19 protein-coding genes and 1 pseudogene are annotated in these 23,487 nt (G+C 41.8%); 11 read left to right on the forward strand and 9 right to left on the reverse strand.

What is annotated here, in order from left to right:
• Positions 1-8: 8 nt before the first annotated feature.
• The 6 genes from IFO69_RS05695 to IFO69_RS05715 all read right to left on the reverse strand — a co-directional run bounded on the left by IFO69_RS05695 (position 9) and on the right by IFO69_RS05715 (position 6,474).
• A complete protein-coding gene (locus tag IFO69_RS05695) occupies positions 9-1,151 on the reverse strand; it encodes a glycosyltransferase family 4 protein (protein WP_192009118.1) in 1,143 nt (380 codons plus the stop codon).
• Entirely contained in the window at positions 1,129-1,794 is a 666-nt protein-coding gene (locus tag IFO69_RS05700) for a PIG-L family deacetylase (RefSeq protein ID WP_192009119.1), read from the reverse strand. Before IFO69_RS05700 ends, IFO69_RS05695 begins: the two co-directional genes overlap by 23 nt.
• 327 nt (positions 1,795-2,121) lie before the next feature.
• Positions 2,122-2,244, reverse strand: a complete 123-nt coding sequence (locus IFO69_RS21685; RefSeq protein WP_262891609.1) for a hypothetical protein — start codon at positions 2,242-2,244, stop codon at positions 2,122-2,124.
• 478 nt (positions 2,245-2,722) lie between these two features.
• Positions 2,723-3,283, reverse strand: a complete 561-nt coding sequence (locus tag IFO69_RS05705) for a helix-turn-helix domain-containing protein (protein WP_192009120.1) — start codon at positions 3,281-3,283, stop codon at positions 2,723-2,725.
• A gap of 466 nt (positions 3,284-3,749) precedes the next feature.
• Positions 3,750-4,214 (reverse strand): DUF4625 domain-containing protein, encoded by a 465-nt coding sequence (locus tag IFO69_RS05710; RefSeq protein WP_192009121.1) that lies wholly within the window; start codon positions 4,212-4,214, stop codon positions 3,750-3,752.
• Between the two features lie 16 nt (positions 4,215-4,230).
• Positions 4,231-6,474 (reverse strand): TonB-dependent receptor, encoded by a 2,244-nt coding sequence (locus IFO69_RS05715; protein WP_192009122.1) that lies wholly within the window; start codon positions 6,472-6,474, stop codon positions 4,231-4,233.
• A 114-nt stretch (positions 6,475-6,588) separates the two neighbouring features.
• Between IFO69_RS05715 and IFO69_RS21840 the strand changes: the two genes are divergently transcribed.
• Positions 6,589-6,963: a Fur family transcriptional regulator gene (locus tag IFO69_RS21840; RefSeq protein ID WP_192009123.1), complete on the forward strand. Its 375-nt coding sequence runs from the start codon at positions 6,589-6,591 to the stop codon at positions 6,961-6,963.
• Between the two features lie 417 nt (positions 6,964-7,380).
• Positions 7,381-8,151 carry a DUF4625 domain-containing protein gene (locus IFO69_RS05725; RefSeq protein WP_192009124.1) on the forward strand — a complete coding sequence of 257 codons (771 nt, stop codon included), beginning with the start codon at positions 7,381-7,383 and terminating at the stop codon, positions 8,149-8,151.
• A gap of 80 nt (positions 8,152-8,231) precedes the next feature.
• On the opposite strand, the gene IFO69_RS05730 is transcribed toward IFO69_RS05725, so the two are convergent.
• From IFO69_RS05730 to IFO69_RS05740, 3 genes are all read right to left on the reverse strand, one after another.
• Entirely contained in the window at positions 8,232-8,576 is a 345-nt protein-coding gene (locus IFO69_RS05730; protein ID WP_225444017.1) for a DUF3299 domain-containing protein, read from the reverse strand.
• An 81-nt stretch (positions 8,577-8,657) separates the two neighbouring features.
• Positions 8,658-10,016 carry an ABC transporter permease gene (locus IFO69_RS05735; RefSeq protein ID WP_192009125.1) on the reverse strand — a complete coding sequence of 453 codons (1,359 nt, stop codon included), beginning with the start codon at positions 10,014-10,016 and terminating at the stop codon, positions 8,658-8,660.
• A gap of 5 nt (positions 10,017-10,021) precedes the next feature.
• Positions 10,022-10,678, reverse strand: coding sequence for an ABC transporter ATP-binding protein (locus IFO69_RS05740; protein ID WP_192009126.1), 657 nt, complete (start codon positions 10,676-10,678; stop codon positions 10,022-10,024).
• Positions 10,679-10,793: 115 nt separating this feature from the next.
• Here IFO69_RS05740 and IFO69_RS21845 point away from each other — a divergent pair.
• The 9 genes and pseudogenes from IFO69_RS21845 to IFO69_RS05780 all read left to right on the forward strand — a co-directional run.
• Positions 10,794-10,961, forward strand: a pseudogene (locus IFO69_RS21845) (MerC domain-containing protein); the annotation flags it as partial.
• A 28-nt stretch (positions 10,962-10,989) separates the two neighbouring features.
• Entirely contained in the window at positions 10,990-11,265 is a 276-nt protein-coding gene (locus tag IFO69_RS21600) for a hypothetical protein (RefSeq protein WP_225444079.1), read from the forward strand.
• A gap of 7 nt (positions 11,266-11,272) precedes the next feature.
• Positions 11,273-12,466: a GTP-binding protein gene (locus IFO69_RS05750; protein WP_192009128.1), complete on the forward strand. Its 1,194-nt coding sequence runs from the start codon at positions 11,273-11,275 to the stop codon at positions 12,464-12,466.
• Between the two features lie 70 nt (positions 12,467-12,536).
• Positions 12,537-13,514, forward strand: a complete 978-nt coding sequence (locus IFO69_RS05755) for a CobW family GTP-binding protein (RefSeq protein ID WP_192009129.1) — start codon at positions 12,537-12,539, stop codon at positions 13,512-13,514.
• A 369-nt stretch (positions 13,515-13,883) separates the two neighbouring features.
• Positions 13,884-15,695, forward strand: coding sequence for a carboxypeptidase-like regulatory domain-containing protein (locus tag IFO69_RS05760; RefSeq protein ID WP_192009130.1), 1,812 nt, complete (start codon positions 13,884-13,886; stop codon positions 15,693-15,695).
• 31 nt (positions 15,696-15,726) lie between these two features.
• Complete coding sequence (locus IFO69_RS05765; protein WP_225444018.1) at positions 15,727-17,157, forward strand: glycoside hydrolase family 76 protein; 1,431 nt, start codon at positions 15,727-15,729, stop codon at positions 17,155-17,157.
• A 99-nt stretch (positions 17,158-17,256) separates the two neighbouring features.
• A complete protein-coding gene (locus IFO69_RS05770; RefSeq protein WP_192009132.1) occupies positions 17,257-20,484 on the forward strand; it encodes a SusC/RagA family TonB-linked outer membrane protein in 3,228 nt (1,075 codons plus the stop codon).
• Between the two features lie 43 nt (positions 20,485-20,527).
• Positions 20,528-22,585 (forward strand): RagB/SusD family nutrient uptake outer membrane protein, encoded by a 2,058-nt coding sequence (locus tag IFO69_RS05775; RefSeq protein ID WP_192009133.1) that lies wholly within the window; start codon positions 20,528-20,530, stop codon positions 22,583-22,585.
• Positions 22,586-22,615: 30 nt separating this feature from the next.
• Positions 22,616-23,428, forward strand: coding sequence for a DUF3823 domain-containing protein (locus tag IFO69_RS05780; protein ID WP_192009134.1), 813 nt, complete (start codon positions 22,616-22,618; stop codon positions 23,426-23,428).
• Positions 23,429-23,487: the final 59 nt, after the last annotated feature.

Here is a 23,487-nt window from a genome sequence, read left to right on the forward strand (position 1 = left end):
GTCTTCTCTTAATTAATACCTAACCTATCTTGAACAATCTTTACAAATTTTCGAGCCACTACACGGTAATCAAAATTAGTTACTATATGCTGCCTCGCCCTTTCTCCTATTTTATCCCGCAAAACCTTATTGTTCATTAGTCTCAATAAATACTTAGCGATATCATTCACATCTGCTCTATAATCGACCACTCTTGGGCTTGCAAATACCTCTATATGCGGTTCTTCATAACCAGACTCGATACCCAGCACAGCTTCATTGATTTCAATTTCTTGCGCCACCCTTGCCAAAAAACCTGTTTTATTATGCACAATCGTGTCCAACATTCCCATAGCCTTAATACCAACCACAGGCTTTTTGCACGCTCCAGCTTCAACTTGTGGCATGCCAAACCCCTCCAATCTAGAGGGAGCAGCATAAATATCACATGCTGCGATCAGATAAGGCATGAAATTTCGAGAAACCGTATTAGTGACATATTGGACTCTCTTTTCGATCCCCAATAATCCCGAAAGCTCTTGATCAACTACATTCTGAAGATTAGTTCTTTCCTGAGGCCATACTTTACATATATATTTCCAGTCGGAGACTTCATTTTCAATAATAGCCAGTGCTTTCATAACCTCTTGAGCCCCTTTTGATGTGGCATCCCCTCCAACAGTCAAGATCATCAATTGATCTGGGGATACTCCAAGAGCCTTTCTGATGGCCAAAACCTTTTCATCATCTGCCTTAACTGGACAAAATACATCCGTCTTACATCCCACAGGCAAAACTTCGATATTCTCGCCTTTTATGCCATCACGAATATACATCTGCTTGACCCAGTTTGAAGTGACCAAAATTAAAGGAAGCTTATTTAAAACCTCCCGATAATTGCCAATAAAGCCATCAGCTACTAGCCATGGAACGGCCAATAGTCCATGCAAATTAGGTTGAATAACTATATCCTGAATATATCCCCAATATCCTATTCCCACCACAATATCTGGTTTAAACCACTGATAATACCACTCTTTCTCCTGTGATGATTGAAAATGGACAGCATGAGCATCTATGCCTATCTCCAACAGACCTTGATACAACAAATCACCTTGGGTAGAAAGTCCTCCAGGAGAGGGAGGATAATCATATAACACTAATACCTTCATCTCTTTGTTTGTTTAACCATTTGACAGCATCCTCAGCATTAAGAAAACACCAAAAAGCTTCCGTCCAACTACATGCCTTAAACTCCCAGCTTTCATGGGAAAAACCATATACACCACTGATTAAAGCCCGCTTTGCTTTGAATACACTTCCTCCAAGGTGTAAGTGAAGATAGGCATCTGGAATAGGTTTAGGCACATGACGCTTGTTGTTGTCATGGTAGGCAAAAAGCCACAATTCATCGGTCTTGATACGCTTCTCTTCCCATAATTTTATAACTGATTTACCGATTTCTTCATGCCTAAGATGCTGGGTATATTCGCCGAAAGGACTATGAGAAAAAAACAAATCCATTGGTTTAGAAGACAATAAGTTCACAATAGTATTTTCAAGTAAATTTGAATCTAATGGTTCTTGATCGGGGCCATCGTCAAGATTAGCCATTACGCCCTTGGCACCAAACACTTCAAGAGCTCGATAAAATTTAGGTGCCCGGTCTCCATCATTTGCCCTACAAAGACAAATGATGGTCCAGTTCCATTCAGGATTTTCTAATATTAATCCTCCTATCCAAATGGTCTCATCATCTGGGTGAGCCACCAGGACTGTGGCATTTATTTCTTTTGGATAGTTCTTACTTTTCATTCATTTCCCTCCTAATATGATAGGTTTATAAATATTAAGAACATTAACTCTATGATGAAAGCATTGCACCAAAGTCTCCCGTCTTTGGTTTTTAAATGATATTCTTCAATAGAATTATACCTAGAATGAATATCACAACATCACGTCGAAAAAAATTGTGACTGCTCTATTGAGCCAGTTATTTTTGACCTTCATTCATCAAAAGCACTGTTTTGGGTAGTTAATCAAATCAGAATAGCAATGTAGATCATGCAAAGTAGTAGAGCCATTCTCTACTACTCTACTCAGAAGCGTTTATCATCCATAGATTTGATTATGATAGCAGGGCTAGATTTCTTTATTCTCTTTTTCCCTTCTCTTGGCTTCTTTTGCAGCCCTCTTTTCTTTTAAACTTTTAACTGGCTGCTTTTTATCTGATTTCGGTTTACTATTTTTTTCTTTAGACATCATATTTGATTTTAGTAGACAAATTTATCTTACTAAGAAATCTATAAATATCTCATTTAATAAACCTTACAGTAAAAATAATAAACTTGCATATATCACACATCCCACACCGACATAAGCGATTGATTATTTAACAGTTCTTTAGCCATCAGTGGATAATCACCTTTATTCATCCTTTCAAACAGACCGTAATAAATCTTTGTACAGTACTATACCTTCTATTAAGATTCTACTCAGAAATGTTAAAGGGAATATCTATCCCCGTCAGAACTAAAAATGTTTCCGGACTACCTTTGTATAAACTGCTACCATTTCAGCAACAGGCTATGGAAGCAATATTCCAAAAGTTTCAGTAAATGAAATACCAGAGAATTGGCAAGGACTTTTTCACAGGGGAGAGATTGGGCTTTAAAACAGTTTTGTTTTCGAAAATAGAAATTAAATCATCAGAAAAGTATAACGCAATAACCGCTTTTGTGCCTTATAAATTTTCCAGATTCTGATTCCGCTTTTGTTTTAATTTCTTATAGTACGAAGGAGTAAGACCTGTTACTTTCTTAAATTGATTGGAAAGATGGGCAGCACTACTATAATGCAATTTATAGGAAATTTCCGAAAGACTTAATTCATCATATAGCAACAATTCTTTCACCCTTTCGACCTTGTGGAGAATAATAAATTGCTGTATAGTTACTCCTTTTACTTCTGAAAAAGTATTGGCTAGGTAGGTATAGTCATAACCCAACTTCTCGCTTATATAGTCCGAATAATTGGTTTTAGGCAACTCATCGTCATAATGAACCATCTCGATTATTAGATTTTTTATTTTTTCAATGAGTATACTCTTTTTGTCCTCTAATAATTCTAATCCAGATTTTAATAAATTCTTCCCGAATTGGCGCCGCTGTTCCGCTGACATTTTCTCACGAAGTTCTATGGTACCTAACTCGACCAAAAAATGTTGAAACCCTAATTTTTTAAGTTCTTCCTTCACCATCATTTTACATCGTAAGCTGACCATATATTTGATATAGAGTTTCATTCTTTCCACTTATGCGTATAATAATGAACGGATACTGAAATGGACTAGTTATACTAAAGTATTAAAATTCCATCTTTCAAAAATTTATCCCCCTTGTTTCTTTTAATATTTACAGTTAGACCAACTTTTTAACATCATTTTTCACAATATATAATACCACATTAATTATAAATGTATATCCACAATTGCACCAGTAAAGGTTAAAAGCGAGTCGAAATGTTCGTTTTGATTAAAATATCAACTGCTTCGGTCTTCAGGCTTCAAACTTCTGACCACTTAAAGTAAAGGATTTAAGGTTACTGGCATCATTGCGGATAATCAGATTCTATTATTTAACCGTCAACCAAACTATACTATTTGTTTTAAAATTCTGCTTGAATAGATTAGTCTCAAGACAACAAGTTCTTATTAAAACGTCTTGAATCTAACTACTAAATGAATTGAAGGTTCAAACAGGAAAAGATGATTATTCAATCTTAATACTCAACCCCTGCAAGGTCTGCCATCCCTCCTGATCTGTCAGGCGGATCATGAAATGATAATCGCCAGGATCTATATCAGCAGGAATTTCGATTTCAGCGGTACCCACATATTCTGTCAAACCCTCAGGAATAGTAAATGTCTGAATCAACAACAGCGGATTCACCGGCGTTTTGATCGGATCCTCATTGCAGCTATTCACCTCTGTACTATGGGTATGGTGATCAAAATTGTGATGAATATCCAAACTATAACTTCCCAACTCCACATTGTCTGAGAAATATGCCTTGAACTCCAAAGTTGTCCCCCGCTCAATTACGCTGCATTGCAGAGGAAATGAATCATCCTCTACCAGTATCTCCGGATATTCTGTATCAATCAGGGGCTTTTCATCCTCCCCACAGGAAGCAAGAAAAATCATCATTAAAATAAATAGTCGCCAATTTTTCATATTATTCGATTGGATTTTAGAATTCATAACTTAAGGATACACTGATATTCCTGCCGGCTTCTGGCAAATTGATCAGTCGATAGAAACTCGTGTGGTTCAGGTATCGGGTATTGAAGAGATTTTGGACTTGAAGGTCAGTCTGGATTTCCTGTCCGAAAACCGAAATAGCCGATCCGGCCCGTAGATTCACCAACTGATAGCCTGGGGTTACTTTCTCAGGAGGCACAATGTTTTCCTGTCTGGCGGTAGCTCTGAAATCCACTGCGAAGTAAGGATTACTGAAAAAACCTTCCGTCAAAGGCTTGTAGGTGGCATTGATAATCCCTGATGTAGGCGGTGAAAAAGGCAAGGTAAATCCTTGCTTGTCTCCTGACTTCTGCTCGCTGTACACATATTCTCCCAGCAACTCAAAACTCCATTTCGAATTCAACTGATACAATGCACTCAGTTCGGCTCCGTAGCGCAAAACTTCCGCCTGAGTATAGTTGAAAACCTGATTTCCGGCACCATAGAGCACATCCATTTCGGCAGTAGGGTTGAGGTAAATGTAATTGGAGAAATAATTCACAAAGGGACTAAAGGAAAGCAGCCACTTTTCTTTCTTCAACTCCCCTCCAAGGTCAAGTTGCAGGGAACGCTCAGGATCTAAGTTTGCGTTGCCCCGCTCATAGCGGAAATAGTGATAATTCACCCCATTTGCCGCCAACTCCTTCGCAATGGGCATGCGGAAACTGGTTCCAACATTTGCCTTCAGCACCAAATCTCCCGGATTATAATTCACCCCCACTGACCAAACCAAGCTGTTGAATTTACGCTGAAATTCCTCTGCCCTGAATAGGTAATCATCTTCAGTCGCTTGAGAAGCATCTTCCACACTCGGAAACCAATCCTGATATTCCTCCACATGGATCTGACTATGATCAAAGCGAAGGGCAGCTGTCAGTTGCCAAAGCGGAGTCAGTTTGTACTTATCGATCGCAAAAAAACCATAACTATATTGTTGAAATGCCGGAATCAAAAATCCCCAACCGCCAATATCATTGTGCTGGTATTCACCACTGGCACCAAATCCCAGCTCATGTCGGTCCAAAAAAATTTCGTCTTTCACGTTTATGGAAAACACCTCTTTATCAAATGCCCGCTCCTGGTTCGACGGATAAAGCATCTCAGCCGGGTAGATGGCAGGCATATAGCCATGGTTGACATACTGGCTCCACTCCTTTCTGTCATTTCTCTGATAGCCGAGATCCAGTTGGAGAAAATTTTTTCCGGCCGCATAGCTGACTTTATTGATCACTTTGGTATGCGTCACTTCCTGAAAAGGCAGAAGAATATCCCGACTGGAACGGTCATGAAGCCCCGTATCCACCTGCCTTGGCTCCAATCCGTGGGCATTGGCAAAGAAACCTGCTTTGGTACTTACTCTACTCACTCCAAGTGTATTCCGGAAATTCTTCCCCAGAAATCCTACCCTAGTTGAAAAATCAAGTTCCTGCCCGGCAGAATTTCTGACTTGCCCCTCGTGTAAGGCTACACCAAAATCATAAACAAACACAGAGTCTGTAGGAACTCTAAAGTCCCCATAATCAGCCACTGTCAGCCTACCTTCGGCAAACCAGTTGTTTTTTCTGTAAAATACATTGGCTGAACCTCCAAACCAGCCATTGTTGGATCGGGCACCGAGCTCGACTGAACCCCCGAAACCATCTTCAGCTGGTGCCAGTTTTTCCCGGATATCGATCACTCCTCCTATCGCATCAGAACCATATTTGAAGGAAGCCGGACCTTTGATTATTTGAATCTGATCAGCGGCAAATTGATCCACTTCTAGCCCATGATCCGCTCCCCATTGTTGGCCTTCATGTTTAAGCCCATTTTCCACTACCATGACCTGATTGAACCCCAGTCCACGGATCAAAGGTTTGGAGGCTCCCGAACCTATTCCTATCATGCTGATACCTGGAATTCTTTCCAAAGACTTCATCAAACTCCCACTTCGGTTTTCCCGAATAAAATCTTGCTTGATCAGCTCTACATTGTTGGACTCCTCCCTTCTGATCATCTCTGCCTGATCAATGACCACCACCTCTTCGAGTTCTTGAATTCTGGGGAAAGTATCCAATTTAGCAGGAATAACAGTATCCCAACGCCTTTGAGCTTGCCCTTCAGTACTATCAAGATAAGTAGCTTCTAAAAGGCGCTGTTCTGGGACATAGCTAAAAGAAAGTAAACTAGTAACAAAGAGTAAAAGATAGGTCATGTGAAGTAAAATGCAATTACATTGCAAATATACAAACACAACCACATGAAACAATGTTGCATTAAAAAATAATGATTTTTATATTTGCAATAGTATTGCAAATATAAAAATATAATGGGAAACACCATCGCTAGAACAAAAATCCACAAAATAATCAGAGAGTCAGTTCATCCAATTACTTACAGTGAAATAAAAAAGCAAATGGATGGTTCCTGTAGCAGGGTTACCATTTATCGCATTCTATTACGAATGGAAAAAGATAAACTGATTCTAAGGTTTCCAGATGCGAATGGAGACTTCCGCTATTTTTCCTGCAAAGATAAAGGCACCCCCCGTTCTGAACACAGCCACTTTCACTGTCTCCAATGTGATAAGGTCTTAAGTTTAGACTCAAAAAACCTTAAAACTTTTGTTCCAACAGCGTTTTTGACTCAGTCCATCAGTTTTCTGGCTTCTGGAATTTGCCCGAATTGTTGTTCGACAAAATAAACGAAGGGTTTTTAATAGGAATGTATCTGCATGTATTTAAACCAATCTTTTGTACATATTTTCAATTTTGGATTACCAGGATATTACTCCACCCCAACACCTGTAGGCAGCTTCCTTCTCATAATATTCTATTTACCGCTTAAATAATCTTATTGACACCGCTTGCATTTGCAACTATATTGCATAATATTTGCGCAATATTGTTGCAACAATAAAAAACCTATTACTCATCTATATTCTTTGTTATGAAAGAACAAATGAAAACACATCAAGCTGATAGACCAAATTGTATAATCAACCTTTCCTTAACGGCTTTTCAACCTTGGCGTTATTGAATGTAGTTGTAGAAAATTTGGACACGTATTTTGAAAACTTTTTGAACCTATAACAAATTTATATTACGCAAAAATGAAAAACATGAACAAATTAAAACACGTATTTCTGATTTCCCTTTTGGGAATGGCCCTGTTCTCCTGCCAGGATGACGAGGACCAGACCTTTGACGCGCCGGTAATTTCTTCTTTTGAGTTTGGAGAAGGTGGATCTCATTCTACTGATGGCACAGCATATCGTGGCTCTGACCTACATATGGAAGCTGAAATCCTTGCGCAAGCAACTGTAGCCTCCATTACAGTATCCATCCATGGACATGATATTGAAGTGGGTGAAGGTGAAACCGAGTGGGACTTTTCCGAAACTTTTACAGATGAGAAGTACATGGTGAAAAACCCTACCTTTCATGAGCATATTGATATCCCTGCAACAGCTCCTGCGGGAGAGTATCATGTAGTACTGGAAGTTACTGATGCTGTTGGAAACACCACTGAAGTGGAAGGCCACTTAGAGGTAACGTCTCCTGTGACCATCAGTGATTTTGAAATGGATGAAACCGTAGTTCGTGGATCTGATTTCCATGTAGAATTTATGATCGATGCCATGTATGGAATTCATAATATAACAGTTGATATCCATGCCCATGGATTGACACCAGGAGCAGGTGAAGTAGAGTGGGATTTTGAAGAAGAATTCGAAGAAGGCTACCATGAGTTAACAGAAGCAGAATTCCATGAGCACATCGATGTTCCAGCCACAGCTCCCGCAGGAGAGTATCACGTGATATTTACCGTGGAAGATGAAGAAGGAAATACTGTAGTATATGAATCACACATTGATGTGACAGCCAACTGATACTGATATGGCCTTTAAAAGAAACGGAGCTGATAGTTTAATCAGCTCCGTTTCTTTTTTTAAATTCACTTTCTTATTCCCTATTGATAAACTGTAGCATTTTCCAAGATATAGTTACACTGATAGATATCCGTTGCATTGAGTTTGAGCTTACCTTTGAAGGTCATTATTTCATCCATAACAAACCTTGGATGATCCTTGGGTACTTTTAACTCAATAATGGATTCCGGTCCAGCTCCCCCACAGAAAAAACAAGCTGCAAAGGGATTGGCGGAAAGGATAAAGATATCCTCACCCGGATCGATTTCCAGCAAGAACCCTTGAATGACCACTTCCTTACCGTTCAGCTCCAGTACTGAAGGACCGAACTTGGGAAAGTAATAGTAGGCATCCACCTCTTTGCTATATTTGTCGATAAACTTCACATCCTTTAATGTATCCCAAGTAATCCTGGTCTGGCTGTAAGCTGTAAAGCCAGCTAAGCAAATAAAATAACTAAACTTCTTCTAAGCATCTGACAAACTCTTTGATATATCTATTCTATAAACTGAAATGGCCGGGATAAGCGCTGAAAGAAAACCTATTGCCAATGTCACAATGAACAAATACCCCTCTCCCAAAATCGGCCCGGCTTCCAAAAAATCATAATGGTATTCTGATTTAAGTAAGACAGACATCAATAACAGCCCAAGCCTACTGAAAATCAAACCTATTACAAACCCTGAAATCGCTATCAATAGTCCTTCCTGAAACATCATTCCCAGCAACTGGAACCTAGAGGCCCCATAGGTTCTCAAAAGCGCCATCTCGTAAGTACGCTCTCTCAAGCCCAAGTACAGGCTGATGAAAACGCTGATGCCTGAAACCAGGATCACAATCAGGGCCACCATATTTAATGAAGTTGTAGCTATCCCCATCAGACTAAAGAGTTTTGTCAATTCATAATTGGGCAAGGCGGCCTGCATATTGGTATTTTCATTGACCATACGCGGAAGTTGCACCAAACCCAAAGGGTTTTTAAACTTAACCAACAAGGCAGTAATCTCGCGATCTTCCTCATGGTGATGGTGCTCGCCCTCTTCCTCATGGTGATGATGTCCGACTTCCTCCTCATGCCCATGACCATGGTCGTGAACATGAGCTGCTTCATCTCCTTCGGCATGTTCCACACTTGCTACCGTATGATCATGGTGATCTTCTCCAATATCTTCTGAATGAACCTCTTCATGTTCCCCTTCATCATGCTCGTGACTCTCATGGATATCCCATACGCTCTGGATATCCGTCAGGATCAACTGATCAACCACAGAACCCGAAGCTTCAAATACTCCCTTTACCACATAAGCCTGGTCATCATGTACATGACCGCCTTCCATCAAGCCATGGGAGCCGTGAAATGTATCCCCAACTTTTAAACCTGTCTTTCTTGCCACTGCAGCTCCAATGGTAACTTCCATGGATTTCCCCCACAGTTTACCTTCGGCAAGATTCATCGAATAGTTTTCAGGATACCTTTTATCGGTTCCTACAATACGAAAGCCTGAATAGGAATCACCATAGGAAAGAGGAATCCCGTAATCGATCAACCTGTTTTTCAAGAGCGTGTTGGCTTCGGAAAGTTGGATGTTTCCAGTCGGAACATCAACCTGGAATACAGCTGATAAAATCAATTGAAGAGGACTTCCCTTTGCACCCACCACCATATCAATACCACGTATATTGGAATTCATCTGTTCCTTGAGGTGTTTGTCGATATGCAGCATAAGAGAAATCAAACCTACCCCCAGGGATAACAGCAGGAGACTCAGCCCTGTAGAAAGAGGTTTGGCAGTCACATTTTTAATACTCAATCGGAAAATATTCATGGGATTCAGATAGGGATAACTACTTTGTTTTGTTCGGACAAGGTTATGGATACAGTAAACGCTGACTTTAACCTCTGGTCATGGGTAATGATGATCAGGCTGGATTTGGATTTTTTGGTCTGATCTTTCAAAAGCGCTACCACCCTTTGGCAGTTTTTATCATCCAGTGCAGCGGTCGGTTCATCAGCCAAAATCAACTTGGGTCGGTTAATGACCGCCAGGGCAATGGCTGCCCGCTGCTGCTCTCCCTGAGATAGTTGACGAGGATAGCTCTTAAGCTTTCCCAAAAGACCTAGGTCATCCAACACTTTTTTGATTTGGTAGGAATCATGGGGCTTTTGGGCCAAATATTGGATCATTCCCAAATTTTCTTCCAATGTAAGTGCTTGGATAAAATGGGGACGTTGAAAGACAATGCCAACATTGGCACCTCTGAATATATCCAATTGCCTGCCCGTCAACTTGGAAATGTCCGTTTCTCCAATTTTAATATTACCGGTCTTTGGTTTCAAAAGCCCAGCAATCAGGTGCAAAAACGTGGTTTTGCCAATACCGGACTCTCCTAGGATCAGTAATTCCGAACCTTCAGAAACCGATAGGTCTGGAAATTCAAATTGATTGTTTTCATTGTACTCAAATGAAACCGAACGTGTGGTGATCATATTCTTAAGATTTGGCCAATACAAAGCTAGGAATAAATTCTTTATTTGCAATAATGTTGCATTTAATTCAGTAAACGATTAATATTGCAACATAATTGCATTAACGTTTTCTTTTATGAAAAATTCCTTTGTGGGCATCCATCTGGATTTTATCGGATTTTCTGCTTCAGTGGCCTGTGCCATACATTGCGTAGCGCTACCTTTTTTGATCAGTGTCCTTCCCTTTATTGGCTTGGGTTTCTTAATGAATCACTGGATTGAGTACAGTGTGATCCTGCTAAGTTTCTTCTTGGCAGTCTTTGCACTTTCCCATGGGTTCTGGAACCATCACCGCAATTCCCTTGCTATTGGTCATTGTGGGATTCGGAATCATCTCGGCTGGACTAATCTTTGGCCATGGTGCAGAAGGGCATCTCATTTCTCCTACTGGTCCGCTTCATTTGATCGACAAAAACAAACATGCACTATCCATCGAACATTTCATTACTCCATTTGGAGCTTTGGTAGTGAGCCTAGGCCATTATATTAATTGGCACTATATAAAAAAATCAAAAACCGGCTGTGCTGCCGGTGGAAATTTAGAATAATCATTCCATGCAAAACAAAATTCCTGTAACCGTACTGAGTGGCTTTCTGGGTGCTGGCAAAACAACTCTTCTTAACCATATCCTTCAAAACCGGGAAGGGTACAAGGTCGCTGTGATAGTAAATGATATGAGTGAGGTAAATGTGGATGCAAAGCTGGTCCAAAATGAAATAAAGCTGAGTAGAACAGAAGAAAAACTTATTGAGATGTCCAATGGCTGTATCTGCTGCACATTAAGGGAAGACCTTATTGAGGAAGTACAAAAGCTTGCCCTTCAAAGGAAGTTTGACTATCTCCTGATCGAAAGCACAGGTATTTCCGAACCCATTCCTGTAGCGCAGACCTTCTCTTTCGAAACGGGGGACAGCCTGCTGGACCTTTGCCATATCAGTAGGCTGGACACCATGGTAACCGTTGTGGATGCTTTTAATTTCTTCAATGACTTTGGTTCTGCAGAGACCATTCTTGATAGACAAATGACAGATGACCCGGAGGACGCAAGGTCTATCGTCAATCTACTTACAGATCAGGTAGAATTTGCCAATGTTATCATCCTTAACAAAACCGACCTGGTTTCAGAAGAACAGCTAAAGCTTCTGGAAGGACTATTGATCAAACTTAATCCGGAGGCAAAGATCATCCGGTCATCCTATGGACAGGTAAGCACCAAAGAAGTGGTGGACACTGGTCTGTTCGATTACTACAAAGCGGAGCAGGCAGCTGGCTGGCTCAAGGAACTGAACAAGGAACATGTTCCGGAAACTGAAGAATACGGCATCAGCAGTTTTGTGTTTAGGGATCACAGACCCTTCCACCCAGGAAGGTTCTGGAACTATATCCGTAATTCCTGGCCAACTAATGTAGTAAGAAGCAAAGGGCTTTTTTGGCTGGCATCCAGGCCTCATCAGGCTCTATTGTGGAGTCAGGCCGGTGGCTCATTGAAGGCAGAAATCTTTGGCAATTGGTGGGCCGCATACGCTGAAAAAGAGCGACTGAACAACCCTGGTTATGTAGAAAACAGGGATTTGATAGCCGAAAAATGGGATCGCCAATACGGTGATCGTATGAACGAGCTGGTAATCATAGGCCAGGATTTGGATGAGGAAAACATCTCAAACCAGCTTAGGAAATGCTTGGTTACTGAAAATGACAGCAAAAACTTCAACCTTAATACCCAATTAAAAGATGAATGGCCCCTTTAGGAATTAGAAAACCTATATCAAGTAATTTAGGAAACCTCAAATCCCTACACTGACTTAAACTCAACAGCATATGACACTGCCAACACCTCCATCCAAAATCAAGGTCTACCTCCTGACAGGTTTTTTGGGGGCCGGAAAAACCACAGTTTTAAACGGCCTTTTACAGGCCAAGAAAGACGAGGAGAACATCATTATTGAAAATGAATTTGGCAAAGTGTCCATCGACTCCCATTTGGTTGAAACAAGGTATTGCTCCCTTTTCGAAATGAACAATGGCTGCATTTGCTGTACACTGGACAATGAATTGGTGGAAGTCCTGGCTTCCATTCTCAATGCGGAGGTACAACCGGACAACCTTTTTATTGAAGCTTCCGGCGTGGCTGATCCTGGTGGAATAATAGCACTTTTTAGCCAAGAAGAGGTCGCCAACTTCTTCCAGCTCCATCAGGTAGTTTGCGTAGTGGATGCTACGGTAGTGGAAGACTGGATGGAAGAAATTCCTGAGGTCAGTCGACAGCTGGCTGCTGCGGATTTGATTGTACTGAATAAAAAATCCTTGGTATCCCCCTCTTACCTGCCTCAGCTCACACAACTGGTACAAGGTGTCAATTCCCTTGCAGAGATAATGGTTACCGACCATGGAATTATTCCCCATGATATTCTCACCAAACAGAAAAAACCTTGGGACCCTGCCAAAACCATCCCTGAAGTAGAAGCCAAATCTCCGCATCCTTTGAAGAGCATGTTGTTTGAAGTGGAAGAACTGATCGACCGGGAAATGCTGCTCAATCAGCTCACCCTGTCCTTCTTCCTGAGCTATCATCAACTTTACAGGATGAAGGGCTTGGTGTGGCTTTCCGATAGTACTCTTCCCCATATAGTCCAAACACATGGCAGACAAGTGCATATTGCCCCCTTGGAAGGCGAGGTAAAATTGCCCTATCCCAAATCCCAATTGATTTTTATTGGCAAGGGGCTTGAACGAAAATCACTGGAGAGAAAAATTCAAAGAACGCTAGCATCCCAAAAATCCAATTCAAAATTATAAAACAAGAATATTAAACTTTTATTTCAATTCAATCCTGAAGCTGTTTCTCTACTTTTTATCTCAGGTTAACTTAATATATAAAATTATTAACGTCCGACTGAAATAAAGTGGGCAGGTTGAAATAACATTTTGTCACTTTATTTTTTGATGATAAACAAACTAAGGTAAAGCTATAGTCTGATTACATATAATATTGACTTTCTAATGAATTTATGATCAGATTAGCAAATTAACCTTGGTTATTAACCCATTTTTAACCTAAATATTAACCGTATCATCTTTATATTTTGAGCCATATTTGAGTTGCTGAATCGATTATGCGATTTTATCAACTCATATTAATTCAATCAAATCCATAATAACCTACAAATGAGAAAAAAACTACAAGCGATCTTTTACATCGCCTTACTTGGTGCGTTTTTAGTATCCTTTACTTCATGTATCAATGAAGATGACACTATTGCGGAACCACGGGGAACTATCACAGGTACTGTTACCGATGGCGAAGGCCAACCCATTTCAGATGTAAATGTTTCTTTATCCGGAATAGGAGAAGAAGAGGTTTCTGTCACCACTGGAAGTGATGGAAAGTATATTTTTGAAGATGTCACGTTGAAGACACGTGCAGTGAAATTTTCCAAGACAGGCTGGCTTGCCGTCAGCCTAACCGTAAATCCCGAAAAGTACAACAGTGAAAACATCGCTACAGCAGATGTTTCATTGGTATTTGCATCTGCAAAGATTACCGGTACGATCAAAGACGGGAGGAATGGGGATGCACCCTTGGAAGGTGTAACCGTCAGTGTGGGTGTAGCAGGTACAGCAACCACAGGAAATGACGGGGCTTTTACATTGGAAAACCTTATCGTCGATGAATACATCGTTACATTCAGTAAGACAAATTATGAAACCATCACCAAGACTATCAGTGAGTCTGATTTTGTAGATGGCATCGCAGCCCTGGATATTACCATGGGTAGTAGCGAAATTCTACGAGGATTGACCTACGCAGACCTATTGACCGCTGAAAAATGGTACTATAATGAATATCGTGGTGGACGTAATGCCGACGCATATCCTCACTGGGATTGGGCATGTAATTATATGTCAACACTTGATTTCCGTGGTGCATGGCAGGAACAAAATGAAGGGTCTACGCTTCAGATCAGAAACAACGATGCCGATCGAAGCAACCCTGCAGACCTCAATGTCTTCGATTCTTATGTATATGGCAGTAAACTGATCACAGAGGACAACAAGATTTTGTCCTTAAGAGTCAGTACGCATAATGCCGACGAAGCCAATCCAGCCTATTTTGGTGTTCAAGTGGTAGACCTTTCAGCCGCCCAACCAACTGCAGTAAAAATTGGTGAAAACAGGACTTACGCCTCAGGAAGCTACGGTGATGTTGAGTTCGACCTGAGTGAGTATGTTGGCAAAGAGGTCATTGTAGCTGTCGGCATCTACAGACAGGCTACAGGCGATTACTGGAAGCAACTGGTTCTTAGAGCAATTCGATTTGCTGACAGAAAAGTAGAGAACTGGGACTGGTTGCCAGGCACAGAAGTGATCGAAGGCTGGAAGTTGACTCAAGAGACCGTGCGCTCTACTATGCCACATACCAAAATGTCCTTCACGGGAATTAGCCCAGTTGGAGGTAATCGAGACAACTATGTAGATGCCTATCGCGCATGGAGAGGCGTGGATCATGTCGCAGCAAACTGGTTCTTTGCTCCGCTGAGGAAAGATCCAGAGGTCTTCCCTTCTGAAGGCTATCTGATCAAAACCCGCAATACACCAGATGTGGACACCAAGGTACCAGAAGCCTACCTGTACTCTAAATTCTCGATCAATGCAGGAAGCAACCAGTTGACCTTGAGCACCCGTAATTTCGGAGATAACCTCACCTACTTTAAGATTACTGCAATAGAGGATGATGGAACCGTAACACATCTGGATCCATCTACCAATACAGCTGATGAAGCCAGTGCGGCTGAAGACGGTTGCTGGAAATTCAAGCATGGTGATGGAGGAGCAGGGAACCCAGAAGGTTATGCCTCTTTCGTATATGACTTGTCTCAATTTAATGGAAAAGATGTAACACTCGCCTTGGGTGTATACAATGGTGAAGCCAATTCAGGTGAGAACAAATTGGTAATCCACAGCATCGATCTGAAATAATTCAATAAACCTTAACATGATACAAAATCGAATGATGATCACAATTTTGAGTCTTTTTGTGCTGCTGTTTACAGCATGCGCTGAAAATTCATCTGACACTGACCCGACAACTCCTCCAACCGAGATGAGTCTTTCGGAACAGAACCTTATGAGAGCAATGGAGCTGACTGACAATGCCGTTTCTGCTCATTTTACAGGGACAGGCATGGCGATGGCCAGGTATTATAATCCTTACACCGGAGCTCGATCTGATGAGACTGGCAGTGTATGGATGTACACAGCCGCTGTGGAAGCTGTCAACGCAGTCCTTCATGGACTTCAAGCCCAGAAAGAGCATGGAAATGCCACGCTTTACGACGAGAATTTTGACAAGTACACCGGACTTCTCGCGCAATTATATGACAATGCGGACTACTACTTGGGTACTTTTGAACTCATCTCTTATACGCAGACCAAAGAATGGTCTGTGTATGGAGTAAACCGGGGCAATGCAAAGGGAACAGCTAAGGTAGCCGGAATTGAAAATGTTTACGATGACCAAATGTGGCTTATTCGTGAATTGTTAGAATCCTACAAAATCACAGGTAAAACTGCCTATCTGGAAAAAGCAGAATACTTGACTGATTATGTACTAGATGGTTGGGACACCACTAGAAATCCAGATGGAACAGAACGCGGAGGGATCACGTGGGGACCTGGATATGTAACCAAACATGCCTGCAGTAATGGACCGATGGTAAGCCCTTTGGTTTGGCTGCATGAGATCTATAAAGGTAAAAACGATGAAATCACTTACCGGTACATTGACGCAGAAGACAAGGAAACCAGAAAAGCCATGCAGGTGAAGAAAAGTGAATACTACGCTGATTATGCCAAGAAAGTATATGATTGGCAGAAGAGTAGTTTGTTGCGATCTGATGGGGTCTACGATGACATGAGAGGAGGGTGTTCTCCTGGAAATCCTCAGACTGTGACCATTGATGGGACAGTTTTTCGTAAAGGGATTACTTGTCAAGACCGAGTAGGGCCTGCTATTTCTTACAATTCCGGAACCATGCTTTCTGGTGCAGCGGACATGTATAGGATGACAGAAGATGGCACCTACCTTCAAGATGCCAAAGAACTTTCTGACAAAAGCTTTCAATATTTCGCAAAACCCGACCAAACCCATGATGGATATTACACCTACAACATTAGTGGGTTCAACAATTGGTTCAATGGTGTTTTGATGCGTGGATATGTTGATGTGCAGCCTGTATACGGTACTGCCTCAAGTTACATCGACACTTTTCAGAAAAATCTTGACTATGGATACGAGAACTTCCTCTATGAGGGTTTTTTGCCCACCAATTTACTGGTTGGTTGGAGCCTTACAGCCAATAACAATAGAACCGAGGGAATGTTCAACTTCGCATTTGCAGCAGAATATGCCGTATTATCACGATATGAGCTGACAAAATGATATCACTTTTTTGGCATCCCATTAAATATGGGATGCCAAAATCTTCAAAAGTAGATAAAGCCTTATTTAGATAGTAATTAAACAAATAACCCAAAAAATATGCAAAAGATATATAAGCAGATTTGCATAGGACTGATGAAGCGTTCCGTATTGGGAATGATCATACTGTCCTTTGCTAGTATTCCTAGGCTTGCATTAGCATTAGAATCCAACTTCTCCCCTTTCGCGGGACAAAGTCAACAGCAAAATGATAAAACCGTTTCAGGCACGGTGATATCAGAAGATGGCACTCCTATGCCAGGAGTCAATGTGTTGCTTAAAGGAACCCTGAAAGGCACTACTACGGATATCGATGGAAAGTACCAGTTGAATGTCCCAGACGACAACACTGTTTTAACATTCTCATTTATCGGTTATACCACTCAAGAAATCACAGTAGGGACAAGATCAATCATTGAGGTATCTATGGTTCCAGACACGCAACAACTGGGTGAAGTCGTAGTGGTAGGTTACGGGATGCAGGAAAAAGTTACCATGACAGGTTCAGTAGCGAACATCAAAGGTGATGAAATGCTCCGAACCAAGAACGAAAACCCTCAAAACATGCTTACAGGTAGGGTTGCAGGTGTTCGAGTATGGCAAAAAAGTGCTGAACCAGGTACTTTCAATGCCAGCTTTGATATCAGGGGATTAGGATCACCTTTGATAGTGATCGACGGTATCCAGCGGACCATGGCCGATTTTCAGCGACTAAACCCTACTGATATCGAAGAATTATCAGTGCTTAAAGATGCTTCAGCAGCTATCTATGGAGCACGTGCTGCAAATGGTGTCGTACTGATCACAACCAAAAAGGGGAGTAACGCAGGCAAAGCTACAGTCACCTATAATGGGTCATATACTTTGCAGAGTCCATCTGGATTCCCTGAGCTAGCGGATCCTTATGAAACCATGACGCTCTATAACGAGAGAGCCATGAACAACATCAATGGTGGCAACCTGATTTATCAGGATGACGATTTTGAAGCTTTCAGGACTGGCAGAAGACGCACCACAGATTGGAATGCCTTGCTGATCAGTGATTACGCCCCACAAAGCCAACATGATATTAGCATTACAGGCGGCAATGAAAAGACCCAATATTATATTGCTGGTGGATACCTTTATCAGGAAGGCATGTTCAAGTCTGGCGACATGAACTACAACAAAGTCAACTTAAGATCCAATATCACCACAGAAATCGCCAATGGGTTGAAGTTTAACCTAAACTTAAGCGGCGTGGCCGATCAGCGAAATTCTCCTTATTCCAGTGCTGTAGAGATCATTCGAAATTACTGGAGACAGGGGGTATTATTCCCTGCTTATGCTGATCCCGAAAACACCATGCTGAACTATGAAGGACTTGACTTGGAACAGAATACCATCGCTATGATGAGGGCAGATGTTTCAGGACACAGAAAGTACAAGCAAAAGTACTTTCAGTCCTCAGCATCATTGGATTATGACTTTGGTACAGTTTCCGAAGCATTAGAAGGTCTTACTGTAAAAGGATTGGTCAGCTATGACTTTAGGGGAGATGATAATGACATTTACAGAAGAGAATACTACCAGTACATGTATGATCCAGTTACCGAAGCTTATATATCCAAGCTATATAACAACAGTTCTCCAAACCAAATCAGAAGAGAGATTTTTAGCAAGCAGCAATTTTTAGGACAATTTCTGATCAACTATAAGCGTACTTTTGGCGACAACCATGATATATCTGGTCTCCTGGGGTTTGAGACCCAAAACCGTAAAGGGGATAACTTCTACGCACAACGTGACTTGGCATTTGCCATGGAATACCTTGTAGGAGGTATGAATGAAAACCAACAAGGTGGAATGCAGGGTGGTTCTGGGGATTTATATGAAATTGCCAACTCCGCCATGTTTGGAAGGGTAAATTATGCTTATGGTGATCGTTACATCGCTGAAGTTCAATTCCGATATGATGGATCATCAAAATTTGTAGAGACCAATCGTTGGGGATGGTTCCCCTCCGGTTCCATCGGTTGGCGTCTATCTGAGGAATCCTTCTTCAAATCTGCTTCAGGACTTTCTTTTGTAGATCAGCTTAAATTCAGAGCCAGTTATGGTATGACGGCTGATGACGGTTCATTGGCTTATGATTGGTATCCTGGTTACATCTACCCCGCTACCAGTGGTAATGCCCAGAATGGTTACTACAACCAATATGCCCCAGGGTATATGCTCAATGGTGAATTTGTATATGGAGCGTCTGCGGTTGTTCCCAATGAAAACCTGTCATGGTGGACTGCCAAGACATTTAACGTCGGCTTGGATTTCGAAGCATGGATGGGCAAGTTTGGCTTTTCCGTGGATTATTTTGACCGTCGTAGAGAAGGGCTTTTCTCTACTCGTTCGGGTGACGTGCCTACTGTTGTGGGTACTGGAGCACCTAGAGAAAACACCAACAGCGACCGACAATTTGGGGTTGATCTGGAGATTTCCCACCGCAATATGATTGGTGAAGTTTCTTACAGCGTAAAAGGAATAGCTACAATCACCCGTAGACAGCACTTAATTGCAGCTGAAAAGGGGCCATATGGCAATTCCTATGATCGTTGGAGAAATGACAACCTCACGGATCGTTACCAAGGAGTACAATTTGGTTATGTGTCAGCAGGAAGATTCACTGACTGGGAAGACATCTGGTCCTACGATATTTATAAGGACAGAGGTATTTTACCTGGTGACTATAAATATGAAGATTGGAATGGAGACGGTGAAATCAATGGATTGGACCAGCATCCTTTTGCCTATGACCAAACACCATGGTTGAACTTCAGTATGGCACTTGATGCCAAGTACAGGAATTTTGATATGAGTGTCCTATTCCAAGGTTCTGCTTTGGGCTCCATGCAATATCAAGAGCCATTGTATTCAATTTGGGGCAGTAACGGTGGTGGTGCCTTAGAGCAATACCTTGACAGATGGCATCCAGTAGATCCATTGGCGGATCCTTATGATCCAGAAACGGAATGGATCAGTGGTTATTATGGCTACACAGGTCACTATCCATTTGGGAACTCTGAGTTCAACAGGGTAAGCACTGACTATTTGCGCCTTAAGAGTATCGAGCTGGGTTACACCTTTAAACCGCGCAATATCCCTTCGACTAACATCCGGTTCTTTGCCAATGCTTACAATCTCCTGACTTTTACAGGGGTGAAGTTTGTCGATCCTGAACACCCAGGAGATGAACTGGGAAGAATGTACCCGTTGACAAAAACCTATACGGTGGGCGTAACTGCGTCATTTTAACAGAAGCTAGTTGAGACCTTGGAAAATTAAATTGAATCAAATCATGAAAATAAGAATCATATTATTGCTATTCAGCTTATTGTACATTTCCAGTTGTACAAACCTGGATGTGCCTCCACCAAATGTAATCGGTGACGAGACACTAATGACCAGTGAATCAGGCATGGATGTATACATAGCAGGCATGTACAGCAAGATGCCATTTGAGGACTTCAAGTACATGGCGCAATGGGGAGTGGAATATAATTCCTGGCTCGGTTCACTTGGAATTGAGGGTACTGGAGAAGCTGTAAACCGTGATGGTATCAGTTCAGCCTTCACCGGAGAAAGAACCCCTTATTGGGGAAGGGCCTTCGGTTTATTAAGAGAAGCAAATTACTTATTGGAAAAACTGCCAGACTATGCAGATGCATTTCCAGAGGTGACCTATAATCACTATTTGGGTGAAGCCTATTTTGTAAGGGCATTTGTATTTTCTGCCATGGCAAAACGTTTTGGTGGAGTTCCATTGGTAACCAGTGTATTGCGATATCCAGCAGAGGAAGGAACCTTGGAAATCCCTCGTTCTACTGAAGAGGAAACTTGGAACCAAGTATTGGCTGACTATAATAAAGCTATTGAATTATTGCAGCCCACTAGCCCAAAGTCCGGATATTCCAATAAATATGTGGCACTCTCCTTCAAGTCTGAAGCCATGCTCTATGCAGGTAGTGTCGCCAAATACAATGAAACTGTACCAGGAAGACTTACAGGTACTGGCCTAAAGACTGGGGTAAGGGTTATTGGCTTTTCTGAAGAGAGTGCCCAAGCTGCGTCAGTTAAGTATTTCAAGGAGGCTTACTCTGCTGCCAATGAAGTAATCAAAAGTGGCCAATATTCTTTATACACAAAAAAATGGGCGGCAAATGACCCTGAAGCGCAGTACCAGAATATGGTGGACATGTTTAGTGACCCTACTAGCCCTGAAAACATCTATGTAAAAGAATATCAGTTCCCTGTAGCAACGCACGGGTATGATGCCTACAGCGCTCCCTTTATTTTCAAAGCTCCATTAGCATCAGGTACTTGCCCGACATTGGATTTTATGGAGCTGTTTGAAGGTTTTGACAGATATCCTGATGGAACCATTAAAGTAACTACTGGATCGAACAATACAGAAGGCGATTACTTGATGTATGATTCGCCAATGGACTTCTTTCAAGACGCAGAGCCTCGTCTTCGTGCCTATGTTATTTTCCCTGGAGATATTTTCAAAAATCAGGAGATTGAAATCCGGGCAGGGGTTTATACCGGATCTGAGCCTATTCAGCCATTATTCAATGACTATTCCTATGCGACTGCTGAAACTCGCTATCAGCAATTGCCTATCTATACACAGGCACCAAAGGAGCTTTTCCTCAGTGCAAGAGAAGGAGGAAGCCAAGAGTTGGTCAATATTGATGGTGAACAGATCACTGCCGCTGGAGCCAATGGTCCTTTTTACAATAATGGAGAAAGCACCCTCACAGGACTTTATGGAAGAAAATGGTTAAACCCTGATCCTTCTTTTGAAGCTGGAGAAGGTAGGTCTGATCAACACTTCGTATTGATGAGGTATGCAGATATCTTGCTCAATGCAGCGGAAGCAGCTGTGGAATTGGGACTTGCTGGAGGGACTTCACCTGATGGGTCGGACATGCTTCAAGTAGCGACCTCTGGAATCAATGATATTCGCGAACGTGCCGGAGCAAGCCTGCTTAGTGGAATGCTTACTTCTGATATTGAAAGTCGTAATATCGTACGAAAAGAACGTAGAAAAGAACTTGCCTTGGAGCATAAAACCAAATGGGACCTGCGCAGATGGCGAGTGCAGCATTATGAAGAAAGAGATGGATTCTGGGGTGAGATCAGAGACAAGGAAGACTTTAGTATGAACTCCCGCTATCGCTTCAGAGGTCTTTATCCTTTCTTATCTGCTGAAAGTGGCAAATACTTCTTCGATGCCCGTTTCCAATGGGTTAGTTTGAAGACCTTCGAATACAATATTATCGACTACTATTTCGCCATTCCGGGTGGGGAAGTTTCCAAGAGTCCGGTAATCGATCAACAACCCAACCGATAAGGATTTATCAATAACCTAGAATTTTAGAAGATGAAAAATATAGCATACCTAATATTAGCGACGCTGTTTTCCCTTAGTTCTTGCAGCATGTTTGAACTGGATAACTACGATCTTCCAGCCGAGACCCTCAAAGGTGAAGTAGTGGATTTGGAGACCGGAGAGCCTATACTTACAGACCAGGGAAGTGAAGGTATTCGTGTTCGTTTAACCGAGTTAAGCTGGGGAGACAATGTTTCTCCAAACCCTGATTTCTTTTGCATGCCTGATGGTACATTCCAGAACACCAAACTTTTTTCAGGAACCTATAATGTAAGAATAGATGGACCCTTTATCCCACTTATTCGCGAGGATGATCGAGGAGTACCCCTTGCAGACGAAACCCAAACTTTGGACATCAGGGGAGTTTCCAATGTAACCTTTGAAGTACAACCTTTTTTGAGAGTGGAATGGGTAAAAGATCCTGAAGTGATCAATGGAAAAGTAAGGGCTCAAATCCGTGTAACCCGAGGTGTATCAGAGGAGGAGTTTCGCTCCAAAATCGAACCAATGGGCGGCTATAGCAACAGCTTTCAGAATGTAACAGATATTCAGTTATTTGTGAGCTATTCATCCACTGTCGGCTATCGTGCCAGAGATGAGCGTTGGTCAAGCCAGTTGGAGTTTTCAGGTTCATCATTCAACTCGATGCTGGGTGAGACCATCACCATTGAATCCAATGGAACGATCCCTGAAGGCAGAATGGTCTTTGTGCGGGCAGCTGCTCGAATAAATTTCGACACCCCAAGGGGAAGCGGAACCCGACGTTGGAACTACAATGATGCACGTCAAGTGTTGGTTTATTAAGAAGAAAGTAATTGAAAAGCCATCCGACTAGTCGGATGGCTTTTCAATTGATTTTTATA

Origin of the sequence: Echinicola arenosa (assembly GCF_014841125.1) — a bacterium.
GTDB classification, from domain to species: Bacteria; Bacteroidota; Bacteroidia; order Cytophagales; family Cyclobacteriaceae; genus Echinicola; species Echinicola arenosa.